Origin of the sequence: Jatrophihabitans sp., assembly GCF_046262535.1 — a bacterium.
GTDB lineage: Bacteria > Actinomycetota > Actinomycetes > Mycobacteriales > Jatrophihabitantaceae > Jatrophihabitans.
Map to the genome: position 1 here is coordinate 1 of NZ_JBHEMO010000090.1, position 21,581 is coordinate 21,581.

The 21,581-nt window shown below is 70.3% G+C and carries 19 protein-coding genes and 2 pseudogenes; 7 read left to right on the forward strand and 14 right to left on the reverse strand.

Going from position 1 to position 21,581, the window contains the following annotated elements:
- From ABR571_RS13045 to ABR571_RS13060, 4 genes and pseudogenes are all read right to left on the reverse strand, one after another.
- The coding region (locus ABR571_RS13045; protein ID WP_409453638.1) for a TerD family protein at positions 1-304 on the reverse strand (304 nt) is incomplete at its 3' end.
- A gap of 46 nt (positions 305-350) precedes the next feature.
- A pseudogene (locus ABR571_RS13050) lies at positions 351-482 on the reverse strand (TerD family protein); the annotation flags it as partial.
- 163 nt (positions 483-645) lie between these two features.
- Positions 646-1,029: pseudogene (locus tag ABR571_RS13055) on the reverse strand (TerD family protein); the annotation flags it as partial.
- 37 nt (positions 1,030-1,066) lie between these two features.
- Positions 1,067-2,659: a TerD family protein gene (locus ABR571_RS13060; RefSeq protein WP_409453639.1), complete on the reverse strand. Its 1,593-nt coding sequence runs from the start codon at positions 2,657-2,659 to the stop codon at positions 1,067-1,069.
- Positions 2,660-2,764: 105 nt separating this feature from the next.
- Here ABR571_RS13060 and ABR571_RS13065 point away from each other — a divergent pair, with 105 nt between their 5' ends.
- Genes ABR571_RS13065 through ABR571_RS13075 form a run of 3 tightly spaced genes read left to right on the forward strand, consistent with a single transcriptional unit; the run spans position 2,765 to position 7,073 of the window.
- The gene (locus ABR571_RS13065) at positions 2,765-3,925 is read left to right on the forward strand and encodes an HpcH/HpaI aldolase/citrate lyase family protein (RefSeq protein WP_409453640.1); all 1,161 of its coding nucleotides are present in this window, start codon (positions 2,765-2,767) and stop codon (positions 3,923-3,925) included.
- Positions 3,922-6,258 (forward strand): phosphoribosyltransferase, encoded by a 2,337-nt coding sequence (locus ABR571_RS13070; protein ID WP_409453641.1) that lies wholly within the window; start codon positions 3,922-3,924, stop codon positions 6,256-6,258. Before ABR571_RS13065 ends, ABR571_RS13070 begins: the two co-directional genes overlap by 4 nt.
- On the forward strand, positions 6,255-7,073 hold the full coding sequence (locus tag ABR571_RS13075) for an HAD family hydrolase (protein ID WP_409453642.1): 819 nt from the start codon (positions 6,255-6,257) through the stop codon (positions 7,071-7,073). Before ABR571_RS13070 ends, ABR571_RS13075 begins: the two co-directional genes overlap by 4 nt.
- Before the next feature lie 21 nt (positions 7,074-7,094).
- Here ABR571_RS13075 and ABR571_RS13080 read toward each other — a convergent pair whose 3' ends face one another.
- From ABR571_RS13080 to ABR571_RS13110, 7 genes are all read right to left on the reverse strand, one after another.
- Complete coding sequence (locus tag ABR571_RS13080; protein ID WP_409453643.1) at positions 7,095-7,982, reverse strand: SRPBCC family protein; 888 nt, start codon at positions 7,980-7,982, stop codon at positions 7,095-7,097.
- A 27-nt stretch (positions 7,983-8,009) separates the two neighbouring features.
- Positions 8,010-8,867 (reverse strand): FAD binding domain-containing protein, encoded by an 858-nt coding sequence (locus tag ABR571_RS13085; RefSeq protein WP_409453644.1) that lies wholly within the window; start codon positions 8,865-8,867, stop codon positions 8,010-8,012.
- 58 nt (positions 8,868-8,925) lie between these two features.
- Entirely contained in the window at positions 8,926-11,391 is a 2,466-nt protein-coding gene (locus ABR571_RS13090; protein ID WP_409453645.1) for a xanthine dehydrogenase family protein molybdopterin-binding subunit, read from the reverse strand.
- Positions 11,388-11,876 carry a (2Fe-2S)-binding protein gene (locus ABR571_RS13095; RefSeq protein ID WP_409453646.1) on the reverse strand — a complete coding sequence of 163 codons (489 nt, stop codon included), beginning with the start codon at positions 11,874-11,876 and terminating at the stop codon, positions 11,388-11,390. Before ABR571_RS13095 ends, ABR571_RS13090 begins: the two co-directional genes overlap by 4 nt.
- A gap of 87 nt (positions 11,877-11,963) precedes the next feature.
- Positions 11,964-13,082: an XdhC family protein gene (locus ABR571_RS13100; RefSeq protein WP_409453647.1), complete on the reverse strand. Its 1,119-nt coding sequence runs from the start codon at positions 13,080-13,082 to the stop codon at positions 11,964-11,966.
- Positions 13,075-14,202 carry a vWA domain-containing protein gene (locus ABR571_RS13105; protein ID WP_409453648.1) on the reverse strand — a complete coding sequence of 376 codons (1,128 nt, stop codon included), beginning with the start codon at positions 14,200-14,202 and terminating at the stop codon, positions 13,075-13,077. The genes ABR571_RS13100 and ABR571_RS13105 overlap by 8 nt, the downstream gene beginning before the upstream one ends.
- Positions 14,203-14,207: 5 nt before the next feature.
- On the reverse strand, positions 14,208-15,080 hold the full coding sequence (locus tag ABR571_RS13110; RefSeq protein WP_409453649.1) for an AAA family ATPase: 873 nt from the start codon (positions 15,078-15,080) through the stop codon (positions 14,208-14,210).
- A 47-nt stretch (positions 15,081-15,127) separates the two neighbouring features.
- Here ABR571_RS13110 and ABR571_RS13115 point away from each other — a divergent pair, with 47 nt between their 5' ends.
- On the forward strand, positions 15,128-15,700 hold the full coding sequence (locus ABR571_RS13115) for an NTP transferase domain-containing protein (RefSeq protein ID WP_409453650.1): 573 nt from the start codon (positions 15,128-15,130) through the stop codon (positions 15,698-15,700).
- A gap of 18 nt (positions 15,701-15,718) precedes the next feature.
- On the opposite strand, the gene ABR571_RS13120 is transcribed toward ABR571_RS13115, so the two are convergent.
- Positions 15,719-16,558, reverse strand: coding sequence for a phospholipid scramblase-related protein (locus ABR571_RS13120; RefSeq protein ID WP_409453651.1), 840 nt, complete (start codon positions 16,556-16,558; stop codon positions 15,719-15,721).
- 158 nt (positions 16,559-16,716) lie between these two features.
- On the opposite strand from ABR571_RS13120, the gene ABR571_RS13125 reads away from it, so the two are divergent.
- Positions 16,717-17,232: a DUF2231 domain-containing protein gene (locus ABR571_RS13125; RefSeq protein ID WP_409453652.1), complete on the forward strand. Its 516-nt coding sequence runs from the start codon at positions 16,717-16,719 to the stop codon at positions 17,230-17,232.
- Positions 17,233-17,235: 3 nt separating this feature from the next.
- On the opposite strand, the gene ABR571_RS13130 is transcribed toward ABR571_RS13125, so the two are convergent.
- Together ABR571_RS13130 and ABR571_RS13135 are read right to left on the reverse strand one after the other, a co-directional pair.
- Positions 17,236-17,766 carry a gamma carbonic anhydrase family protein gene (locus tag ABR571_RS13130; RefSeq protein WP_409453653.1) on the reverse strand — a complete coding sequence of 177 codons (531 nt, stop codon included), beginning with the start codon at positions 17,764-17,766 and terminating at the stop codon, positions 17,236-17,238.
- A 13-nt stretch (positions 17,767-17,779) separates the two neighbouring features.
- Entirely contained in the window at positions 17,780-18,919 is a 1,140-nt protein-coding gene (locus ABR571_RS13135) for a CapA family protein (RefSeq protein ID WP_409453654.1), read from the reverse strand.
- A 57-nt stretch (positions 18,920-18,976) separates the two neighbouring features.
- Between ABR571_RS13135 and thrS the strand changes: the two genes are divergently transcribed.
- Together thrS and ABR571_RS13145 are read left to right on the forward strand one after the other, a co-directional pair.
- Positions 18,977-20,989 (forward strand): threonine--tRNA ligase, encoded by a 2,013-nt coding sequence (gene thrS / locus ABR571_RS13140; protein WP_409453655.1) that lies wholly within the window; start codon positions 18,977-18,979, stop codon positions 20,987-20,989.
- The gene (locus ABR571_RS13145; protein WP_409453656.1) at positions 20,982-21,527 is read left to right on the forward strand and encodes an HIT family protein; all 546 of its coding nucleotides are present in this window, start codon (positions 20,982-20,984) and stop codon (positions 21,525-21,527) included. The genes thrS and ABR571_RS13145 overlap by 8 nt, the downstream gene beginning before the upstream one ends.
- The last annotated feature ends 54 nt before the right edge of the window (positions 21,528-21,581 follow it).

Consider the following 21,581-nt stretch of genomic DNA (forward strand, 5'->3'; position numbering starts at 1 on the left):
CGTCGTGGAACTCGCCGATCGCTCGCATCTCCCACGGCCCGGCACTCGTGCGCCGCAGCATCGCCATGATCACAGCGCTGCGCGGCTCGGCCTCGGACAGGTTGTACCGCACGAGCTCCTGCCGGCTGTTCGTGTCCACCACCCGACAGAACGCATTGGCCACCTCGTTGAAGGTCTGCCCCCTGAATGACGTGATCGTGAAGACGATCGACGCGACCTCCGGCGGCAGCTCGGCCAGGTCGACCAAGATCATCTCGTCGTCGCCCTCGCCGTGGCCGGTCAGGTTGTCGCCGGCATGCAGCAACGCACCCTTGAACTTCCTTCAGATGGGTGAACCACACCATGCCGAGCCGCTGGCCATGCGCGTCGAACGCGATCGCCGATGCATCGAGATCAACTCCGCGCTTGCCGGGCGCCGGGTCCCACCCCAGGCCCATGGTGACCTGCACGAGTGGCGGTTGGCCGGTCTTGACCAGGCTCACCCGGGCGCCCTTGACGAGGCTCGCCCGGCCTGCGTCGAGGGTGTCCGACTGGACGGGCGCGGCCGCGCCCGGCGGTGCAACAGGTGTCGGCGCGGCGGGCCCCCCACTCGGAAAAGGAGGCGGGACGAGTCCGGGCGGCGGCGGTGGGGGGACGAGTCCGGGCGGCGGCGGTGGCGGGGCGAGTCCGGGCGGCGGCGGTGGCGGCGTCGGAGACCGTGAGGCGCAGGTCCGGCACCTGGCCGAACGTCCCGCCGTCCGCGGACGCGGCGAGGACCACCCGCTCGACCTCAGACTTCAACGCCGACAGGTCGACGACCTCGACGGTGTCGGCCGTCCCGCTTTTGCCGGCGTGGCGCACCGCGCCGCTCGGGTGCCGCGGCCGGTTGTAGAAGACGAAGTCGTCGTCGGAGGCCACCCGCCCGTCAGCCCGGAGCAGGAGCGCCGAGCCGTCGATGTCGGGAACTCCGCTTCCGGCGGTCCACGACAGTTGCGCGCGGACTGCGCTTGCCGGCACGGGCAAATTCGCGCCCTTGGAGATGGTCGTCATGGGTTCATCGTGGCCCATCGATCAGTGCGGCCCCGGGTCACTGACTGACGCGCGCGCCCAGCTGCACCTGTCGCGCGGCCGCGGGCACGAGCTTCTTCACCGTTCGGTAGTCGTGGAACTCACCGATCGCCCGGATCCGCCATTGGCCGGGCTGCTCGCTGCGCCGCAGTTCGGCCATCAATACCGCGGTGCTCGGTTGCGTGTCGGTCAGGTCGAAGCGGACGAGCGGCTCGCCGGTGTCGACATCGCGCACCGCGCAGTACGCGTTCTGGATGTCGGTGAATGTCTGCTTGTGAAACGAGTTGATCGCGAACACCAAGGACGTGACGGTGGCCGGCAGCCGGCCGAGGTCGACCAGGATCTGCTCGGCGTCTCCGCCGACGCCGCCTTTGCGGTTGTCGCCGGTGTGCTGAAGGCATCCGTAGAACTCGTTGGTGTGCATGTACCAGACGATCGCCAGTTTCCCGGCGTTGGCGTCGAAGGCGATCACTGAGGCGTCGAGGTCGACGTCGTGTCCTTCCGCCGGTGTCCAGCCGAGGCTGAAGACGACCCGGGTCAGCGGCCCGGCCGTGGTGTGGGTGAGCTCCACGTGCTGGTTCTTCTGCAGGTTGACGCCACCTGAGTTGGGCGGAGCGGCAGCGGTCTGGATGAAGGCCGGGTCGGGCACCGGCGCGGGGGGCGGCTGGTAGGCCGGCGGCGGCGGAAGCGGGTTCTGATCGGTCGGCTGCGGTGGTACATACGGGGGCGCGGCCGACGCGGCGTACTCGGTCGCAGCTGGTGCATCGGTTGTTGGCGTAGCGGGGTACGTCAGCGGGGCGGTCGGCGGAGCGAGTGGGGGAGGCGGTGGCGGAGGCGGCGGCAGGAATGCCGCCGGGGCGACCGGCGGCGGGGGCTCCGCCGGTGCGGCCGACAGCGGCGCGGAGGTGCTCCCGCCGAAGCCGGCGTCGGTGCCGAGGTCCAGCCCGGTCGACACCGGCTGCGGAGCCGGCGGCGCAGCTGGAGGTGCCGGCTCCGGAGCGGGCGGCGCAGCTGGAGGTGGAGGTGGCGGTGCAGCGGGCGGCGGCGGCGCGGGCGCGGCAGCCGCCGCTGGCTCGCTCGTCGGTTCGGCCGCACCGGTGTCGATTCCGAAGTCGCCGGCCAGGCCGGCGAGGCCGGACGCGTAGCCCTGTCCCACGGCGCGGAACTTCCACCCGTTGTCGCGGCGGTAGATCTCCCCGCTCAGGAACGCGGTCTCGGCGCCCGCCTGCATCGGGAAGGCGGCCAGCGCCTGCCCGGTGGAGAGATCGGTCAGCACCAGCTGCAGGTCGGGGACCTGTCCGAACGTGCCGCCGTCCGACGAGGCGACGAGGACGATCCGCTGATAGTCGGCGGGAACCCGGGGCAGCTCGATGTCGACGGAGTCCGAAGCGTGCGGGACGGTCGTCTTGCCGCCCATCCGCACCGCTGCGCTGTAGTGCTGTGGCTGGTTGTAGAAGACGAAGTCGGCATCGGAGCCGACTTCGCCGTTCTCCTCCAGAAGCAGCGCGGACGCGTCCACGTCGGGCACGCCCGGTCCCGCCGTCCACCACAGTGTCGCGCGCACTGCAGCGGCGGGGATGGCGATGTTGCTGCCCATGCTCATCTGCGTCATGAGCGGATCGTGCCAGACGTCATCCTGGTCGAACAGGAGGCGAACAGCCCGGAAAGTCGTGTTCTACACAGCTATGACCTCCTCCGCACATGGCACCATGCGCGGATGCGGCATTTCGACTTCCTGGGACGCAGCGAGCGGGAGCGGCTCTTCCTGCATGCTCCCCGGCCGTTCCTGGCCGACGCGGAACCCCAGCGGCTGGGCGTGGCTCTCGGCGCGACCTTGTACTGCCCGGCCACGCGTCCCCACCTCGGCCGCGACATCGCGAAGCGCGCCGCCCAGGGCGTGGTCAGCATGGTCGTCTGCCTCGAGGACTCCGTGCCCGATGCCGAGGTCGCGGGCGCTGAACGCAACGCGATCACCCAACTGGCGGAGCTGGGACGCTCCGGCGTCCCGTTGCCGATGATCTTCATCCGGGTGCGCAAGGTCGCCCAGGTCTCCATGATCGTCGCCGGCCTGGGCGACCAGGTCGGAGTGCTGACCGGTTTCGTCGTGCCCAAGTTCGGCGAGGAGACGGGAGGCGCCTACTTCGACGAGATCATCGGCGCGGGCGACCGGACGGGGCACCGGTTGCTGGTGATGCCGGTGCTCGAGTCGCCGGACCTGAGCTACATGGAGTCGCGGATCAGCAGCCTGCTCGGTGCCCGCCGGCTGGTGGACAAGTACCGCGACTACGTCCCGGCGGTGCGGATCGGCGCCACCGATCTCTCCGGCCTGTACGGCTTGCGCCGGGCGCGCGAGTTCACGGTGTGGGACCTGCGCGTGGTGGCCGACGTCATCTCGGCCGTGGTGAACGTGTTCGCCCGGGTGGAGGGCGATGGCTATGTCGTGGCCGGCCCGGTGTGGGAGTACTTCTCGAGCACCGAGCGCATCTTCAAGCCGCAGCTGCGCCTCTCACCGTTCGTCGGCCAGGAGGAGCGCGCGCTGCGCACCCAGCTGATCGCGGCCGACCTGGACGGGTTGATCCGCGAGGTCGCCCTCGACCGGGCCAACGGGTTGATCGGCAAGACCGTCATCCATCCCACGCATGTCGCCGCCGTGCACGCGCTGTCGGTCGTCCCGCACGAGGAATACGCCGACGCCTGCGACGTCGTCGCCACCGATGCGCAGGGGGGCGCCGCCGCGTCCAGCTTCGGCAACAAGATGAACGAGAGCAAGCCGCACACGGCGTGGGCACGGCGGGTTCTCCTGCGGGCCGAGACCTTCGGCGTCGCCCGCGAGGGCGTTTCCTTCGTCGACCTGCTCGGGGCGGGGCTGCATCCATGAGCTGGGTGGCCGACCGGTTCGGCGTGCGGCTGGAGGGTGACTCGGCGCTGACCGATCTCGTTCAGGTCGCGCTCCGCCGCAACCCGAGGCGGGCCCACCTCCTGGTGTCGACGGTCCTCGGAAAGCATGTGCCGGCCGATCCCCGGACCGTCCACGACACCGGGCTCGAGCTCGGCCGCGTGGTCGGCAAGACGCTCGACGGACGCAGCGCGCTCGTCCTGGGCTTCGCCGAGACGGCGACCGGGCTCGGTCACTGCGTGGCTGAGGCGCTCGGGGCCGACTACCTGCACTCGACGCGACGGTCGGTTGCGGGTGTCGCCGCGCGCGGTTCGTTCGAGGAGGAGCACAGCCACGCGACGTCGCATCAGCTGTTGCCGGAGGATCCCGGGCTGTTCGCGCGCACCGAGACCCTGGTCCTGGTCGACGACGAGCTGTCGACCGGTCGGACGGCGCGCAACACGATCAGGGAACTGCACGGCGCGGCTCCACGGAGCCACTACGCGATCGCCGCACTGGTGGACCTGCGAACGGACGAGGACCGGGCCGCGATGACGCGGTTCGCGGCCGAGCTCGGCGCGCAGATCGACGTCGTCGCGCTCGCGTCCGGCACCATCAGCTGGCCGGCCGACTTTCCTGCGGCGGCGGCCGAGCTGGCCGACCGAACGCCGGCGCCGAGCGGAATGGTCGGTCACCGGCCGGCGGCCGTTGTCGAAGACGTCAGAACGTGGCCCGCCGGCGTACGCGAGAGCGGCCGGCACGGGTTCGGAGCCGACGACGTCCGTGCCGCCCGCGAGGCCACCGCCGTAGTGGCCGAGGCCCTCGCCGTCGGCGAGCGGGTCCTGGTGCTCGGCACCGAGGAACTGATGTACGTGCCGACGCTGATCGCACTCGACTTGACCGGGAGGGTGGCCAACGTCTGCGTCTCGTCCACCACTCGCTCACCGGTGGTCGTACTGGACGAGCCGGGCTATCCGATCCGCACGGCGCTGACGTTCCCCAGCTCCGACCCGGCCGCCGACGGTCCGGGTTCGCGCTTCGCCTACAACGTCGGCGACGACTTCACCGACGTGGTGCTGGTCGTGGACGCCGACGCCGACACTGCGGCGCTTCGCACCGGCCTGGTCCAGCAGTTGCGCGAGCACACCGATCGGGTCCATGTCGTCGTCCTGCCGACGTCCCGACCGCTCCCGCCGCCGCTGCGCGGACCGCACTTCGGCACTTACGCACCGGACGACGTGGCGTGGTTGCTCACCGACCTGTCCGCCGTTGCCCTCGAGGCGCCGATCGAGGAGCGCGAGGAAGCAATCCAGTCCGGCGGCGCGCACTACGCCGAATCGCTCCCCGTCGAATACCAGCCCGACGCCGAGTACCAGCAGCTGTTCGAGCAGGCGCTGACCGAGACGGCAGCCCGGATCGCCCACGCCGTGGGCGTGGTGAGCGAGACGGTGCTGGCCGAGCGGGGACCGGCGCCGGTACTGGTGTCGCTGGCACGCGCCGGCACGCCGGTCGGAGTGTTGATGCGCCGCTGGCTCCGGTTCGCGCACGGGGTCGACGTCGCGCACTACGCGGTGAGCATCGTGCGGGGACGCGGCATCGACGTCCAGGCGCTGCGTTATCTCGCCGCCCACCACGACCCGGCCGAGGTGGTCTTCGTCGACGGCTGGACCGGCAAGGGCGCGATCGTCCGCGAACTCGCCGCCGCGGTGCAGGCGGCCAACGTGATGCTGGATACCGCGTTCTCGCCGGAGCTCGCCGTGCTCGCCGACCCCGGGTCCTGTGTGTCGACGTTCGGCACCCGGGAGGACTTCCTCGTCCCGTCCGCCTGCCTCAACTCGACGGTGTCCGGGCTGGTGTCGCGGACGGTGCTCAACCCGGACATCCTCCTGCCGGGGCAGTTCCACGGCGCGAAGTTCTACCGCGAACTGGCGCCGGCCGACGTGTCCGGCCATTTCCTGGCGGCAGTGGCCGCCCGCTTCGCCGACGTGGCCGGCGACGTGCGCCGCGATTGGCCGGCCCTGCAGGCTGCCGACCGCACGCCGACCTGGGCCGGCTGGGCCGATGTCGAGTCGCTCAGCGAGCGGTACGGCATCGGCGACGTCACGCTCGTCAAGCCCGGCGTCGGCGAGACGACGCGGGTGCTGCTGCGGAGGGTGCCCTGGGCGGTGCTCATGCGCCCGGACGCGGGTCGCGATCTCGACCACGTCCGTCTTCTCGCCCAGCGTCGCGGCGTGCCGGTGCACGAGGTTCCGGATCTCACCTACCGCTGCGTCGGGCTCATCCATCCGCGCTACACGCGCGGGGCAACCGGCGCCGACGGGCGAGCCGTGCAGTGACCGCACTGATCGCCACCGATCTCGACCGCACCCTCATCTACTCGCGCGGGGCGGTCGAGGCGCATGGCGGCGGCGACCTGGACCTCGTGGCGGTGGAGCGCCACGAGGAGAAGGACGCGTCGTGGATGACCGGGGCCGCGGCGGCGGCGTTCGCGGCGCTGCACGAACGCGCGCTCGTCGTCCCGGTCACCACCCGAACCCCTGAACAGTGGCACCGCATCCGGCTGCCCGGGCCCCCCCCGCGGTACGCGATCACCGCCAACGGCGGCAGCCTGCTCGTCGACGGACGAATCGACCACGGCTGGGACTCGGCGGTCGCGGCCGAACTCACTCAGGCGGCACCGCTTGCCGAGATCTGGGATCACGCATCGCGGGTCTGCCGGCCCGAGTGGACGGTCAAGCTACGCAACGCGCGCGGTCTGTTCTGCTACGCGGTGCTGCATCGCAAGCGGATACCGGCCGGTTTCCTGGCTGAGGCGGCTGGCTGGGCCGAGCAGCGGGGATGGCAGCTGTCGCTGCAGGGCCGCAAGCTCTACTGGGTGCCCCGCTCGCTGACCAAGAGCGCCGCGGTGGCCGAGGTCGCGCGCCGCGCCGGCACGGACAAGGTCTTCGCGGCGGGCGACTCGCTCCTCGATGTCGACCTGCTCGAGGCGGCCGACCGGGGGATCGTCGCGCGGCACGGCGAGCTGGTCGCCAGCGGCTGGCGCTCGCCCTCGGTTGGCGTGACCGCCGCAAGCGGAATTCGGGCCGGCGCCGAAATCGTCGGTTGGTTCACCGCGCAGGTGGAGAGTTGTCCGCGCTACACCGGGACGTGAGCCGGGGAAGCGCGGACGAGGTCAGGTGTTGCGCTTGCTCCGGCGGCGGCGGACACCGAGCAGGACAACGACCACGGCCACGGCGACGGGCGCGATCCGCTTAGCGACGGCCGGACCCGCGGACTCGAGCAGATTGATGGGCTCAACCTCTCGTTGAAGTGGACCCGCGGTCGCGGCTGAATGCCCGTTGACGGAGCTGACGGACGAGACGGCGTTCGGGATCGTCGCGGGCGGTTCCGCGGCGGCGGGCTCGTCCGCCGCGAGCTCGACGGCCGGCAGCGGGGAGTCGGCCGGTGCGGGCGGTTCGGTGGGCGGCTCCCCGGCCAGCGTCACGGCCTCGCCGACGGGCGCCGACGTTTCATCCGGTGGCGCCGCCTTCACCGGCTTCGGTCGAGTTCGCTTGGCCGGCGCCTTGGTGGCGCCCGCCGTCCCCGCCGCGTCGGCCCGCTCCGACCCGCCGTCGCCGGCGGCTATCGTGCCGGCCAACGAGTCGGCGAACTGGCCGATGAGCTTGTTGCCCACGTCCACCATCACTCCGCGGCCGAACTGCGCCGGCTTGCCGGTGATGTCCAGATCGGTGTTCACCTTGACGGTCGTGCGCGCCGCGCCCGTCTCCGTCAGCACCGCGGTCACCTTCGCGGCGGCCGTTCCGTTGCCGCGCGCGTCCTTGCCGCGGGCGTCAATCACCGCCCGGTGCGCCGCCTCGTCCTTCTCGACGAACGACGCCTTGCCCTTGTACGTGAGGTTGATCGGACCGAGCTTCACCTTCACGGTTCCGGTGAAGTCGTCGCCCTCGACCGAGTCGATCGCGGCGCCGGGCATGCAGGGCCCGATCCGCTCGATGTCGAGCAAGATCCTCCACGCCTCGTCGATGCCTACCGGAACGCTGAAGGAATGCTCGAGCTGCACGACTGGTGTCCTTTCTGCGATGTCTCCTCAGTGCCCGGCCGCTGCCAGGACAGCTCGCTTGGTGAGCACCCTAGCGAGGTGCTCGCGGTAATCGGCTCGCCCCGACAGGTCCGACGGCGGTGTCGTGCCGTCGGCCGCGTGCGAGGCCGCCGTTCCCACCCCGTCGGCGTTCGCCGCGACCCCGCTCAGCGCCGATTCGGCCGACCTCGCCCGCAGCGGGGTTGAACCCATGTTGGTCAGGCCGATGCGGGCCTCGGCGATCGAACCGTTCTCGCGGCGGACGAGCGCGGCCACCCCGACGATCGACCAGGCCTGCGCGACCCGGTGGAACTTCTCGTAGTGCGACGACCAGCCGGCGCCGAGCTTGGGCACCCGGATCGCGGTCAGCAGCTCGCCCGGGCTCAACGCTGTCGTCAGGTAGTCGACGAAGAAGTCACCGGCGGGGATGCGCCGCTCGCCGTTCGGCCCGGTCGCCACGAACTCGCACTCCAGGGCGAGAGCCACCGCTCCGAGGTCGCCGGCCGGATCGGCATGGGCGAGAGCACCGCCGAAGGTTCCGCGGTGGCGCACCTGCGGGTCGGCGATCGTCTCGGTCGCCTGCCTGATCAGCGGCGCGTGCTCGGCCACCAACGGGTCGTGCAGCACGTCGTGATGCGTCGTCATCGCCCCGATGACGATCGCGTCGCCGTCGTCGCGGACGCCGCGCAGTTCGGGCACCCGGCCGACATCGACGACCGTGGACGGATACGACATCCGCAGGCGCAGCACCGGGATCAGCGACTGGCCCCCGGCCAACACCTTGCCGTCCTCGCCGGCTTCAGCCAAGGCTGACACCGCCTCGGACACTGACGACGGCCGCACGTACTCGAACGCCGCGGGGATCATTTCGGGCCCCGGCGGAACTGCGGAGCGCTTTTTGCGGAGCAGTTTCGTTGGGTGTCGATCATGCCGTGCCTCCGTCCGTGCGGCCGCCCTTGGAATCGGTACTCGAACCGCCGTAGGCGGTGGTGCCCGCCTCGGCCCGGTCGGAGTGCTCGGCGCCGTGGACCGCTCGCCAGACCCGTTCCGGGGTCGCCGGCATCTGGATGTCGCTGACTCCGAACGGGCGCAGCGCGTCGACCACCGCGTTCATGACCGCCGGCGTGGACGCGATCGTGCCCGCCTCGCCGACCCCCTTGACACCCAAGGGGTTGGACGTGGCCGGCGTCTCGGTGCGCTCAGTGGTGAAGGAGGGAAGGTCGGCGGCCGACGGCAGCGTGTAGTCGACGAACGTGCCGGTCGTCAGATTGCCCGACTCGTCGAACACCGCTTCCTCGAACAGGGCTTGCGCGATGCCCTGCGCGAGGCCGCCGTGCACCTGGCCCTCGATGATCAGCGGGTTGATCGGCGTCCCGACATCGTCGACGCAGACGTACCTGCGGATCTTGGTCATCCCGGTCTCGGTGTCTACCTCCACCGCGCACAGATGGGTGCCGTGGGGGAAGGAGAAGTTCTCAGGGTCGTAAGCGGCGTCGGAGTCGATCGACGGCTCGACCCCGTCGGGCAGGTTGTGGGCGGCGAAGACGGCCAGCGCGACGTCGGCGATCCCGACCTCGGAGCCCGGTGAGCCCTTGACCGAGAACTTGCCGCCCGCGAAGTCGAGGTCGTCCTCATTGGCCTCGAGCAGGTGGGCGGCGATCTTCTTCGCCTTCTCGATCACCTTGTCGGCCGCCTTGACGATGGCGATCCCGCCGACGGCCAACGACCGTGAGCCGTAGGTGTCCAGGCCGCGGGGCGAGCTCGCGGTGTCACCGTGGATGAGCTCGACGTCTTCCCACGCGACTCCGAGGCGGTCGGCCACGATCTGGGCGAACGCCGTCTCGTGACCCTGTCCGTGGGGTGACGCACCGGTGACGACCTCGACCTTGCCGGTGGGCAGCATCCGGATCGACGCGTGCTCCCAACCACCGGCGCCGTAGTCGAGCGAACCGAGCACGCGCGAGGGCGCTAGACCGCACATCTCGGTGAACGTCGAAATGCCGAGGCCGAGCTGCACCGGATCCTTGGCGTCGCGCCGCCGCTTCTGCTCGGCCCGCAGCTCGTCCCACCGCATCAGCTCGAGGGCTTTGTCCGTGGCGGTCTCGTAGTTGCCGCTGTCGTAGGTCAGCCCGGCGACGGTGGTGAAGGGGAACTCCTCGTGTTTTATCCAATTCTTGCGGCGCAGCTCCATCGGGTCCATGCCGAGTTCGACCGCGAGCTCGTCCATGATCCGTTCGATCGCGTACGTGGCCTCCGGGCGGCCGGCGCCACGGTAGGCGTCGGTCGGCGTCTTCGTCGTGAATATGCCTTCGCACACGAAGCGGTACGCGGGAATCTTGTAGATGGCATTGAACATGAACGCGCCCAGAACGGGGACGCCCGGACCGACGAGCCGCAGATACGCGCCCATGTCGGCGAGGAGGTGCACGTCCAGCCCGGTGACGGTGCCGTCGCGCTTCGCCGTGATCGTGATGTCCTGGATCTGGTCGCGGCCGTGGTGCGCCGACATCAGCGATTCCGAGCGCGACTCGGTGTACTTCACCGGCTTGTTCAGCCGGCGGGCCACAAGCACGCTGATGATCTCCTCCGGGGTGACCGGGATCTTGCCGCCGAAGCCGCCGCCGACGTCGGGCGCGATGACCCGCAGCTTCTGCTCGGGGATGCCGAGTGTCAACGCGAGCATCACCCGCAGGATGTGCGGGATCTGGGTGGTCGACCAGACGGTGACGTTGTCGCCCGACGGCTGGACCACCACCGACCGCGGCTCCATGAATGCCGGGATCAGGCGCTGCTGGATGAATCGGCGTTTGACCGTCACCTCGGCCTCGGACAGCGCCTGCTCGATCGGGGCGCCGGTGCCGGCCGCGCCGGACTCGAACGGCCAGGTGTAGGACCGGTTGGACTCGGTGTGCCCATGGACGAGCGGCGACCCGTCCTTGATCGCCTCTTCCATGTTCAGCACCGGTGGCAGCGGCTCGTAGTCGACGTCGATGCCCTCGAGCGCGTCCTGCGCCTCGACCTTGGTGCGGGCGACGACCACGGCGACGCACTCGCCGACGTGGTTGACCTGGGTGACGGCCATGGCCGGCGCGCCGGGATTCACCATGTCCGGCGTGACGGGCCAGGCGCAGGGGACGTCGCCCTGGACGTCCTTGAAGTCCTGGCCGGTGAAGACCGCGACGACTCCCGTTCGGCCCTTGGCCTCAGTGGTGTCGATGGCGGTGATCTTGGCGTGGGCCATCGGGCTGCGCAGGATGGCCAGGTGCAACATCCCGGGAAGCGACATGTTGTCGGTCCAGGTCGTGCGCCCGGTGATCAGGTGCGCGTCCTCCTTGCGCCGCCGTGCCTTGCCGATCTCGGCCGTGACCGGAGCGTCCTCCACGGCCGTCATGCCTGCGCCCCCGCGGTCGCGCCGGCGGCGCCGGCGGCGGCCTGGGCCGCCTTGACGATGTTCTGGTAGCCGGTGCAGCGGCAGAGGTTGCCCTCGATGCCCTCCCGGATCTCGTCCTCGGACGGGTTGGGGTTGTTCTTCAGCAGGTCCCGGACGGCCATGATCATTCCCGGCGTGCAGAAGCCGCACTGAAGGGCGTGGTTCTCGTGGAAGGCCTGCTGGACGGGGTGCAGCGTCCCGTCCTCGGCGGCGAGTCCCTCGATCGTGGTGACCCCGCCACCGTCGGCCTGGACGGCCAGGACCGTGCAGCTCTTCACGCTCTGCCCGTCGAGATCGACGGTGCATGCGCCGCAGTTGCTCGTGTCGCAGCCGACCACCGTGCCCACCTTGCCGATCTGCTCACGCAGGTAGTGCACGAGCAATGTTCGGGGCTCCACCTCGTCGGTGTAGGCCACTCCGTCGACTTTGAGATTGATCTTGGTCATCAAGCCTCCACAAACCGGTGCCGGTTCCTCGAAGCTAGCGTTGTGTGACCTGGATTACGAGAGGCAGTTCGCGGGCGGAAGGTTCTCCTAGGTACGCAGATCCATTTCGCGGTGAATGGGACCCGCGATCTGGCGAAGTTGGGCCCCCGTGCCGCCCCACCGCGCCGCGATGATCTCGGCCGCCACGGAGATCGCGGTCTCCTCGGGTGTGCGGCCGCCCACGTCCAGACCGATCGGCGCGTGCAGGCGGGCGAGGTCGGTGTCGGTGAACCCGAGTTCCTTGAGCCGGTGCGCCCGGTCCTCGTTGGTGCGCCGGGAACCCATGGCCCCCAGATAGGCCAACGGCATGCGCAGCGCGATCTCCAGCAGGGGCACGTCGAACTTGGGGTCGTGGGTCAGCACGCAGACCACCGTCCGCTCGTCCACCTCGGTCGCGGCCAGGTACCGATGAGGCCAGGCAACGATGACCTCGTCGGCGTCCGGGAACCGCTTCTTGGTCGCGAAGGTAGGACGGGCGTCGCAGACGGTGACCCGGTAACCGAGGAAGGCGCCGACGCGGGCCACCGCCGCGGCGAAGTCGATGGCGCCGAACACGATCATCCGCGGCCTTGGCGCGTAGGACGCGACGAAGAGACCCACCTCGTCACCTCGCCGCTCGCCGTCCGGCCCGTAGTGGATGACGCCGGTCGTGCCCTGCAGGAGCAGGCCCTTGACGTCGTCGCCCACCGCCGCGTCGATGCGGGCGCTGCCCAGCGATCCGGTGACCGAGTCCGGCCGGACGATGAGCCTGGTGCCGAGCCGCTCTGGACCGACGCCGCTGATCAAGGTGGCGACGGCCACCGGACGACCGGCCCGGATGTCCTCGACGACTGCGCCGAGTTCGGGGAAGGTCTGTTGGTTCACCGGCTCGACGAAGATGTCGATGATGCCGCCACAGGTCAGCCCGACCGAGAACGCATCGTCGTCACTCACCCCGTAACGCTGCAGCACGGGGGCCAGTGTCCGGCGTGACTGCTCGGCCAGCTCGTACACCGCCCCCTCGACGCAGCCGCCTGACACGCTGCCGACGGCAGTGCCGTCCGGGCCGACGAGCATCGACGCGCCCGGTTGCCGCGGAGCGCTCTTCCAGGTCCCCACGACCGTGCCGAGGCCGACGGTCTCACCGGCGCGCCACCACGTCTCGAGGTCGGACAGGACGTCACGCATGGGCAATCACATCCGCCAGGGTATGGAGCGCGTCCAGGGTGTGGCCAGCGAGCAGCTCGTCGACGTGGGGGAGCGCCGCGGTCATCCCACCGGTCACCGGCGCGAAGCCGTCCTTGCCCCGGTGCGGGTTGACCCAGACGACCCGGTACGCGAGCCGGGCCAGGCGACCCATCTGCTCGCCGAGCAGGGCCGAGTCGCCGCGTTCCCAGCCGTCGGAGGCGATGACCACGACGGCCCGCCGGGCCGTGCCGCGCTGGCCCCAGAGATCGAGGAAGGCCTGCAGTGACTGGCCGAGCCGGGTACCGCCACTCCAGTCGGGGATCGCCGTGCCGGCCGTGGCCAACGCCTCGTCGGCGTCCCGCAGCCGGAGTTGACGGGTGACGCGCGTCAGCCGGGTGCTCACCGTGAAGACCTCGGTACTGGCCGGGGCGACGCGGACAGCGGCGTGGGCGAAGCGCAGGAGCACGTCGGCGTACGGGCTCATCGAGCCGCTGACGTCGAGCACCAGCACGAGACGCCGCGGCTTGCTCCGCGGGCGCAGCCGGGCCAGCTCGGCCGGCTCACCTCCGTCGCGCAGCATGGCCCGTACCGTGCGCGGGACGTCGATGGCGCGGCGACCGCCCGGCCGGTGCCGCCTGGTCCGGCGCCGGCCGACCCGAGGCGTCAGCAGGGCGATGAGCCGGTTGATCTCGTCCCGCTCGGCATCGGACAAGGCGGTGACGTCGCGGTGCCGCAGCACTTCGGCGTCGCTGGCCGCGGTCCGCAGCGGGTCCTCGTCGTCGTCGACTTCGGTGTCCCCGGGCTCCCCGCCGGCCGGGCGAAGCTGGACGACCTGGCCGGGTCGCCCGGGCTGGGCCGGCGGCGCCACTGGTGCAAGCCGGCCGCGGAACCAGGCGTCGAAGACGGCGTCGTAACGCGGGAGGTCGTCCGGTTCGGCGCACAGCGTGACCCGGCCCGTCCAGTAGACCTGCTCGGCGTCGAGGGGATCGACGTGGGCGAGTGCCTCGATCGCGTTCGTGAGCCGGGTCGGGTCGGCGGCGACGCCGTTGGCCCGCAGGGCGCGGGCGAACCCCGTCATCGTGACGACCGGATCAGCTGCGTCGCCGGTCCCCGCGCTCATTGCGGTCAGCCGCCGATCAGCGTGGCCAGTTCGCGCTGAACGCGGACCATGTCCTCGCGGTACTTCAACGCCGCCCCGAGCGTCGCTTCCGCAGTTTCCGGGTCGAGCCGACTCACCCCGAGCACATGCAGCGCCTGCGTCCAGTCGATCGTCTCGGACACGCCCGGAGGTTTCAGCAGGTTGGCCTCACGCAGCCGCCCGACGGCGGCGGCGACGTCCTGGACGAGCTCGACGGCGGCATTCGGGATTCGTCGACGGACGATGGCCACCTCGCGCGTGAAGTCCGGATGCGGCACCCAGTGGTAGAGGCAGCGCCGCTTCAGCGCGTCATGCACCTCGCGCGTGCGGTTGGACGTGATCACTACCAGCGGTGGGACGTCCGCCGTGATCGTCCCGAGTTCCGGGATCGTGACCGCGTTGTCGGCCAGCACTTCCAGCAGGAACGCCTCGAACTCGTCGTCGGCGCGATCCAGCTCGTCGATCAGCAGGGCGGACGGGCTGTGCTCGAGCGCCTGCAGGATCGGCCGGGCCACGAGGAAACGGCGGTCGTAGAGGGATGCCTCCAGCTCGGCCCGATCGGCGGTGTCGCCGGCCGCGCGCAGGTGCAGGATCTGACGCGGGAAATCCCAGTCGTAGAGCGCCTGGCTCGCGTCGATGCCCTCGTAGCACTGCAGGCGGACCAGCCGCGATCCGGTGATCGTCGCGAGCGCATGCGCCAGCGCGGTCTTGCCGACGCCGGGGTCGCCCTCGAGGAACAAGGGCCGCTGCATGACGATCGCCAGATAGGCCGCGGTGGCCAGTCCCGTGTCGGGCAGGTAACCGGCCGAGTCGAGCGCGTCGGCGACGGCGGCGGGATCGGCGAAGGTCACGGGGTCCATCCCTCGAGCATGGTCCGTTCCGGCGCCGCGCGCATAGTGTCGATCCCATGGTGGCGGTGCGGGTGGCGGCGGCGGTCCTCGCCGCGGGCGCCGGACGGCGGATGGGGACGCCGAAGGCCGACCTCGTCGTCGCCGGGATGCGGTTGCTCGACCGGGCGGTGACGACGGCCCGAACCGCCGGCTGCACGCCGGTGATCGCCGTGGTTCGGCCCGGCACCGCGGTCGCGGGCACCGAGATCGCCGGCGCCCAGATCGTGGTGAACCCCGACCCGGACCGGGGGATGCGCAGCTCGTTGGCCCTTGCCGTCGAGGCGGCCGGCAGCGCCGACGCGCTGGCCGTGCTGCTGGTGGACGTTCCCGGCATCGGAGCCGACGCGCTCCGGTCGGTGGTCGGCGCCTGGGCTCCGGGGCGCATCGCGGTCGGCCGGTACGCCGACCGGTGGGGTCACCCGATCGTCATGGCGCCCGAACTGTGGCAGACGGCGCTGGCGGCCGCAGGGCCCGACGAGGGTGCCCGCGGACTGCTGGCCGGGCGGGCCGACCTCGTGGACCTTGTCGACGTGACCGGCGATCCGACCGACCTGGACACCCCGGACGACCTCGCCCGCTGGCCGGGCTGACCGGCCGGCGCGGGTCGGTCAGCCGAACCCGCGCGAGTCCTGCTTGAGCGCGGTGTCCACACTGACCGCCGCCGCCACGACCAGGGCCTGTAACGGGCCTTGCAGCGGCCGGTGCACCTGCACGACGTAGTTGTCCGCGGTGGTGAACATCGTCTTCGCGAGGCCCTCCCACGTCTTGGTGATCCGCGCGATCTCGGTGTCGGTGTGGTCGCGGATGCTGAAGTTCCACGCGCGCCAGTTCTCGGCGTTGATCGAGCCGAGCGTCTGCCCGCCGGACTCGAGCGCGAACCGGATCTTGCCGATCATGTTCTGCTGGACGATCTGGCCGACCTCGTTGCCGGCCGGATCCTGCACGATCAGCCGCGACTTCATGACCTTCGCCGGGCGGGTGATCGTCAGCAGGGGCGTGCCCTGCATGTCGACGATCTGCAGCTTGTGCGTCAGGAACTGGTCGTAGGAGCTGAGCAGCCGCACGGCCTTCTTCAACCCACTCTGGCCGACCTCGCGGACCGCCGCGATCTGCCGCGCGTTCTGGTCGTAGATGGCGTACTCGTTGTTGATCTCGATGAGCTTCGCCTTCTGGTTCACGACGAGGACCGGCTCGGTGAACACCGACCCGCCGCCACTGGGGGATCGGTAGGACGCGTCAGGTGTGATCCCGGCCCGCTGCACGTCGTGCTGCACCTTCTCCGGCGCCCGCTGGACGGTCGGGACGTGGCTGACGCCGCCGGGCGGGTCGACGCCGGCTCGGCCGTGGGACGAGACGTGCTCGGTCCAGTCCGAGCCACTGAAGTAGCGGGCCTCGTGCCGGCCGAAGGGATCGGCGTACCAACCGGCGGGCGGCGGCGTCTGAGTCATGCGCAGAGCGTACGGACTCCGCCGGCTGTCGCGACGACGGCACGGCGGGGCTCGCCGGAAGAAGGGGCGCGGAGAGTCGCCTGGTCCGCGAGTCTTGACTCCGGGTGGGGAATATGACCAAACTTCATTGTCTAAATTCGACGCCGGCGGAGGTCGGAATGGCTACTGAAGTGCAGTCCGCAAAACAACCGGTCAATGCCGTCCTGGCCGGCCCGTACGGTCATCCGTACCACCCGATGCTGGTGACCGTGCCGATCGGCAGCTGGGTCGCGAGCCTCGTATTCGACATCGGCTCGCACGTCGTCGCCCACCCCGGGTTCCTCACCCGCGGCTCGGAATGGCTGATCGCGATCGGGGTCATCGGCGCCGCGCTGGCCGCCAGTGTCGGCCTGCTTGACCTGCTGGCGATTCCGAGGGGTACGAAGGCGTTCAAGACCGCGCTCATCCACATGAGCCTGAACCTCACCGTCACCGCGGCCTACGTCGTCAACTTCTTCTGGCGGCACGGTGAATACACCCACGCCGTGAAGAGCGGCCAGCTGGTGCTGTCGATCGTCGCGCTCGCCCTGCTCGGGGCGTCCGGCTGGCTGGGCGGCAAGCTGAGCTACCGCTACGGCGTTCGCGTGGCCGACGAAAGGACCCAGGCGGAGGGCTTCACCGCCGGTCGCGCGTAGGGGTCAGCGTTCGATGCGCTTGATCCCCGCGATGTGCCGCTTCGCCAGCTCCGGGTAATACACCGGGTTCATCTTGACCCAGAACTCCGCGGCCGTGCCGGCGATCTCCTTCTTGACCTGGGCCGGGACGCCGGCCGCGAGCACGCCGGGCGGGATCTGGACGCCGGGCTGGACCAGCGACATGGCGGCGATCATCGAGCGGGCACCGATCCGGGCGCCGTCGAGCACCACGCACCCGTTGCCGACCAAGGCCTCCTCCTCGAGCACCGCCCCATGGATCATGCATTGGTGCGCGACGGTCGCCCGCGGGCCGATCTCCGTCGTCACCTCAGGCGTCGTGTGGATGACCGTTCCGTCCTGCACGTTCGCCCGCTCCCGCACGATGATCGGGCCGTCGTCGCCGCGCAGGACGGCGCCGTACCAGATCGACGCGCCGGCCTCGATCGTCACGTCACCGATGATCGTCGCGGTCGCCGCAATGAACGCGTCGTCGGCGATCGTCGGGCGCTTCCCCTCGTACTCGAACAGGTTCATGCGGCGGTTCTCCTCAGCGCGGTGCGGTGACGGCGAGATCGGTGCACTTGCGGGCAGCCTTCCACTCGGCCGCGATCCGCTCCTTCTCGGCTCCGGTCGCCGGCAGCGGCACGCCGCGGCTGTCCAAGTGTGACGGCGCGAAGGCGTCCGACACCACCGACGCGTGCCGGAACGTCAACGTCAGCACGCCGTTGTCGTCCTGGTTGTTGCCGAACGACATCCACCAGAGGTAGTTGCCGAGGCCGTAGGCGACGTAGGTCCCGTCCGGTCGCCAGCCGGCGCCCTGCAGGACGTGCGCATGCGTACCGATCACCGCATCGGCCCCGGCGCGGGCCAGCGCGCCCGCGAGGGTCGTCTGCAGGCCGGACGGGCAGGTCTTGTACTCGATGCCCCAGTGCACGTAGACGATCACGACGTACCCTGCGGCCTTGGCCTTGCGCACGGCCTCGGTCAGCTGAGGCGAGAAGGCGTTCGCGACGCCGGGTTGGTGCGGGCCGGCGCTGAACAGCCGCAGCGTCGTCTCGTCCTGCACCTGGTCGGCGCCGATGAGCGCGACACGCACCCCGTTGAGCGTGGTCGTGTACGGCGCGAACGCATGCGCGGCGTCCTGGCCGATCCCGATGACCGGGAAATGCGACGACCGGATGGCGGCCAGCGAGTCGCGCAGCCCGTCCGCACCGAAGTCGGCACCGTGGTTGTTCGCCATCGTCGCGACGTCCACGCCGGCGTCGCGCAGGGCAGTGAACGCCGTGGGCGGCGCGCGGAACGTGAATGCCTTGTTCTGCGCCTGGCCACCCGTCGTGATCGCGGTCTCGAGATTGACGACCGTCAGGTCGGCCTTCGCCAGGCCCGGCGCGGCCTCGCCGAACGCGGTGGCCGGGTCGTCGACCAAGCGCTTCGCCACCCGACCGGCGAAGTGGACGTCGCCGGCGAAGGAGATCGTGAACTCGCCGGCGCGGTGCGGACCGGACGGGGCAGTCGCGGTCGGTGGCCTGGCCGACGCTGTCCGCGGATGGCTGGCCGGACTCGTCCCGGCTGTCGACTCGGGCCCGCGGGGCGGCGGCACGTGCGTCCCGCCGCTGGTGCAGCCGGCGATCAGCAACGCTGCGGCGGAGACGACGAGGCTGATACGCAGTCGGTCCCTGGCAATCACGCCACTAGCATCCAGGGCGAGCCGTTCGGTTCCCCAGCGACCCACCGAGGAGTTCCGTTGTCCGCCAGCGCCCGCGCGTCCGATCCCGCCCAGCCCGTCCGGGTCGCGGCCGGGACGACGGCGTTCGACGCGCTGCGGGAAAGCGGCGCCGAACTGAACGGGCCACTGGGCGCGGTCGTCGTCCGCGATCAGGACGGCGCCCTGCGCGATCTGGACTGGGCTCCGGACGCTGACACCGACGTCGCCCCGGTGCCGGCGCAGTCGCCCGACGGCCTGGCGGTTATGCGTCACTCCGCCGCACACGTCATGGCCCAAGCGGTGCAGGACCTCTTCCCCGGCACGCTGCTCGGCATCGGGCCGCCGATCGAGGACGGCTTCTACTACGACTTCCTGCCGTCGCGGCCGTTCACCCCGGAGGATCTCGCCGCCATCGAGAAGAAGATGGGCGAGATCATCAAGGCGAACCAGCGCTTCGCCCGCCGGCCGATCGACGACGACGCCGCCCGCGATGAGCTCAAGGGCGAGAAGTTCAAACTCGAGCTGATCGACCTCAGGTCCAGCGCCACCGGTGAGGAAGTCACCGAGGTCGGGGCCGGCGGGCTGACCATGTACGACAACCTCGACAACAAGACCGGCGAGCGCGTCTGGACCGATCTGTGCCGCGGCCCGCACCTGCCCTCCACCCGGCGGATCCCCGCGGTGAAGCTGATGCGCAGCGCCGCGGCCTACTGGCGCGGCAGCGAGAAGAACGAGCAACTCCAGCGCATCTACGGCACCGCGTGGGCGAGCCGCGACGACCTCAAGGCCTACCTCAACCGACTCGAAGAGGCGGCCAAGCGCGACCACCGCAAGCTCGGCATCGAGCTGGATCTGTTCAGCTTCCCGGACGAGCTCGGTTCCGGCCTCGCCGTCTTCCACCCGAAGGGCGGCATTCTGCGCCGCGAACTGGAGAACTACGTCCGGCAACGGCACATGGACGAGGGCTTCGACTTCGTCAGCACCCCGCACATCAGCAAGGACGGGTTGTTCTACACGTCCGGCCACCTGCCGTACTACGCCGACACCATGTTCCCGCCGATGGAGCTGGAGAACGCCGAGTACCGCCTCAAGGCGATGAACTGCCCGATGCACAACCTCATCTACCGGTCGCGCGGACGCTCCTACCGCGAGCTGCCACTGAGGCTGTTCGAGCTGGGCAGCGTCTACCGATTCGAGAAGTCCGGCGTCGTCCACGGCCTGACCCGGGTCCGCGGCCTCACCATGGACGATTCGCACAGCTATTGCACCCCGGAGCAGGCGCCGGGTGAGATCAAGAAGCTGCTCGAGTTCCTGCTCGGGCTGCTGCGCGACTTCGGCCTCGACGACTTCTACCTCGAGCTGTCGACCCGCGACGCCACGTCGGACAAGTTCATCGGCTCGGACGAGGACTGGCAAAGCGCGACGAAGACCCTCGAGGACGTCGCGATCGCGTCCGGTCTTGAGCTGGTGCCCGACCCGGGCGGCGCTGCGTATTACGGCCCGAAGATCTCGGTGCAAGCGCGTGATGCGATCGGTCGCACCTGGCAGATGTCGACCGTGCAGCTCGACTTCAACCAGCCGGCCCGCTTCGAGCTCGAGTACCAGGCCGCCGACGGTTCGCGGCAACAGCCGGTGATGATCCACTCGGCGAAGTTCGGTTCGGTCGAGCGCTTCATCGGGGTGTTGACCGAGCACTACGCCGGTGCCTTCCCGGCCTGGCTGTCGCCGGTTCAGGTGATCGGCATCCCGATCAGCGCCGATCAGAACGAGTACCTCGACGGCATCGCCGGGCAGTTGCGCCGGCGTGGCATCCGGGTCGAGGTGGACGCGTCCGACGACCGGATGCAGAAGAAGATCCGGACCGCGCAGAAGTCCAAGGTGCCGTTCATGCTGATCGCCGGTTCGACCGACGTGGACGCGGGCGCGGTGTCGTTCCGGTATCGCGACGGGTCGCAGCGCAATGCGGTCCCCGTGGCCCAGGCGATCGAGGAGATTGTCGACGTGGTCGAGCGGCGCGACAACGCGTCACCTTCCGCGGAGTCGCATGACTGAGGACGCCGGAGAGTTCGCCGGCGATGCCGATGGTTTCGGTCGGCTCTGGACGCCGCACCGAATGGTCTACATCAAGGGCGAGGGCAAGCCGGACTCCGACGCCGCTGGTCACGGCTGCCCCTTCTGCACGGCTCCGCACCGGTCGGACGAGGACGCGCTGATCGTCGCCCGTGGCGAGCACGTGTACGCGGTGCTCAACCTGTATCCGTACAACTCCGGCCATCTGATGACGGTGCCGTACCGGCACGTTGCCGACTACCCGGAACTGGACGAGCCGGAGACCCTGGAGCTGGCGCAGTTCACACAGCGGGCGATGCGCGTCATCCGCTCGGCCATGAGCCCGCACGGCTTCAACCTGGGCATCAACCAGGGGAATGTCGCCGGCGCCGGCATCGCCGCGCACCTGCACCAGCACGTGGTGCCGCGATGGGGTGGGGACACCAACTTCATGCCGATCGTCGGGCACACGCGGGTGCTCCCGCAGCTGCTTGCCGACGCGCGGGCCGAACTTGCGGCGGGGTGGCTGGCCGTCGGTTGATCATGCTGCTACCGTGCCCGTGCCGCTGACCGTTCCGCGGTGGTTAAAGCCGGT